Raw genomic sequence first — 2,180 nt, forward strand, 5'->3', positions numbered from 1 at the left:
CAGAGGGCGGGGCTCCTGCGCTAGTAAGCTGAGACTTCAATCACCAGCTTCCCGTACTGCTTAGCCACCGCCTTCAGCAGCTCTTTGAAGGCTCCATGCGCCCAAGTCAGTAGCGAGCGCACTACTCTGCCCTGCATAGCTGCAAGGCCGCAATCTCTCGCCCCCTAACGGGAAGTGGGGGAGAGGTACATAAAGAAGAAGTCTAATTGTCGGCATTAGCGGCGAAGGGGCTCGGAAATGGCCGCCACCTCCCGCAGAAACTGATCCTGTTGTTGGCTCAAAATGCCCAGGTCGGGGCCTTGGTTGAGCAGGATAAAGCGGGTGCCATCCGGCAATTGCCCCATCATCATCAGCCGATCCGCAGCGGATCCCACCTGAGCCACCGTGCCTGGGGGCAAGGTGCGCGCCTGCAGGGTGCTGTGGCCAATGCCCGCTCTGGGCAAGATCCGAGTCGGATCCCCGTCCGTGAGATCCACCAACTGCTCCCAGAGGTGAGCTAGGGCGCGAGGGGAGAGGTACAGGGCTTGCCCCCTTTGTCCAAAGCGAATGTCTTGCTCGGCGGGGGCCATGTCGGGATCCAGGCGGGAAATGGGCTGAGCCACCAACCGCTGCCGCAGGTACTCCAGCAGGGCTGTTTTGCCCCCCAGTTCCGCCAACAGGGCTTCTGCCATAGTCCGGTCGTTGCTGCCGTTGAGGATTTGCAACAGGGATCCCAGGCGTAGCGAGGTATAACGAGCCAAGCAGTGGGCGTCCGCGGGCAGGGCTGTCAGGGTTGACACCGAGCCGCGAATGGCAACCGGGTGGGGCTGTTGCGTATCGCTGAGGAGCTCTGCCAAACGCCGAGCACCGGCCAAAGGATCGGGTTGGCCCAGCAGGTGGAAGGGGTACAACACCTTCACATCCCCGTCGATCTGGCGAATGTTGAGGCTATGCAAATGGTGGGCCAGCTCTGCCACATTCGCTTCCGTGAAGTAGGGATCCCCGCCACCCACCAGGATCAAATCTCCCGTCAAGCGATGGCCCAAAAGATGGCCTGTGGTGTAGAACCGGGTCTCAAAGCGACGTTCATAGCCCCAAGTCTCCAGGGCCATCAAGCTGATGGCCAACTGATCCAAGGCTCCCACCGGCAAAGGCCGATCCGATAAATGCTCCGCTAACAGATCCCCTTCCGGTGTCCAGAGCAGGATCCCCTGTTGAGAGAGCGCTCCCCCTTGGGCTGCCAATCCCTGCAAAAAGCCGGACAAGACCGGAGCATAAGGGGAATCTTCCCACTCCGGCGATTGGGCACGAGGCCACCAGGGGGGAAGGCCCGGAGTTCCACTTGGGGAAGGCAGCGGCGGCGGTGGGGTGGGGATGGGGGGGAAAGGATTCTGAGCCGATGTGGGAAACTCGACTTCGGCACCCGTGCGATTGCTCCAGCAGGCCCCCAAGGCCAAAGCACCGGCCAACGGGATCCCTGCCCAGAGGAAACGACGATGGGGGCGCAACCCCTGTGGGATAAGCGGCATGACGACCTCACCAAAGACACTTGCAAAAGACGACAGGCTGGCAAGACTTGACGCTACTCTAGTGCCATCCGAACTGCCTTTGCAAATCTCTGTGGCAGCCTCTTCCAGCGCTATCGACTCCAGTTCATGCGAGCCCATCTTTTGCTTGGCAGGGATCCCAGTCGGCTGTGACCTGATGGGTAGCCAAAAAATGTTGTATGGCCTGATGGATATCTTTATGGATATCTTTTGCAACTGTAATGGCCGCAGATCGTCTGTTGGCTGTGCAAGGGCTAGGCCGTACTGCAGATCACACAACCTTCTCGGCAAACCGTAAGCTCCTTCTCTCCTTCTCCTCAGTAAAAGATAAAATAGGGCGATTTAGATTCCGAGCATTCCAGGCCGCCGATGGGAAACAGTCAAACCGGGGAGATGGTTCAATCGGAAAAGCAGGCTTTCCTGGAACGGTGGCATGACATTCTCGCCCCCAACTCCCTGGGCTACCGCATTCGGCTGTTGTCTCAATTGGTGCGGCGGAAGTTGCAGTCTCATTTGGAGCCTTTTGGCCTGACCATCTCCCATTGGGTGGTGCTCTGCTGCCTTTGGGAAGAAGACGGGATCCCGACTTCCACCATTTGTGAGCGCCTGCAGCAGTTGGGGGGCACCATGACCGGGGTGTTGGATGGCATGGAA

The 2,180-nt window shown here is 59.2% G+C and carries 2 protein-coding genes; one reads left to right on the forward strand and one right to left on the reverse strand.

The annotated features are described in order from the left end of the window. Positions 1 to 215: 215 nt before the first annotated feature. Positions 216 to 1,508 (reverse strand): D-alanyl-D-alanine carboxypeptidase, encoded by a 1,293-nt coding sequence (locus NW856_RS01115; protein WP_414398668.1) that lies wholly within the window; start codon positions 1,506 to 1,508, stop codon positions 216 to 218. Positions 1,509 to 1,919: 411 nt separating this feature from the next. Here NW856_RS01115 and NW856_RS01120 point away from each other — a divergent pair. Next, the coding region (locus NW856_RS01120; RefSeq protein ID WP_414398670.1) for a MarR family winged helix-turn-helix transcriptional regulator at positions 1,920 to 2,180 on the forward strand (261 nt) is incomplete at its 3' end.

This window comes from Synechococcus sp. R3-13 (assembly GCF_047462195.1).
In the GTDB taxonomy this organism is placed as follows: domain Bacteria; phylum Cyanobacteriota; class Cyanobacteriia; order Thermostichales; family Thermostichaceae; genus Thermostichus.